At 61.2% G+C, this 418-nt stretch carries 1 pseudogene; it reads left to right on the top strand.

Going from position 1 to position 418, the window contains the following annotated elements:
* Positions 1-258: 258 nt before the first annotated feature.
* Positions 259-418: pseudogene (locus AF337_RS45945) on the top strand (sugar ABC transporter substrate-binding protein); the annotation flags it as partial.

Below are 418 nucleotides of genomic sequence, written 5' to 3' on the forward strand. Positions count from 1 at the left end.
ACCGGTCTCGATCCGGTCCACGAATGCGAGGTGAACATCCAGACCGTCAAGCGGATGCTGACGGTGGTGGATCGCCTCGAGCAGGACAATCGTCTCTGCGGGGCGATTGACCGACAGGATGCAGTCTCTGCGCAGGCGGTTGTCCAGGAACTCATGCTCGGCTGAACTGCCTGACCGTCAACATACCCTGAATTTCTACGACCCTTGAACCCAAGGCATGCCGGAGGCGTGCCGATCGACCCTATCCGGGAGGAACCGATGACGACCTTTTTGAAGACGACCCTTGCTGCCGGCATTGCCGCCAGCCTCATGTTCGGCGCGGCCGTCGCGCAGGAACTCGCGCCCCTCAATTCCGATACCGAAAAGGACCGTATGGACTGGTCGCAGCTCGAAGCCAAGCTTGGCGCGCTGCCCAAGC

The organism is Rhizobium ecuadorense (genome assembly GCF_001187535.1).
Taxonomy (GTDB): Bacteria; Pseudomonadota; Alphaproteobacteria; order Rhizobiales; family Rhizobiaceae; genus Rhizobium; species Rhizobium ecuadorense.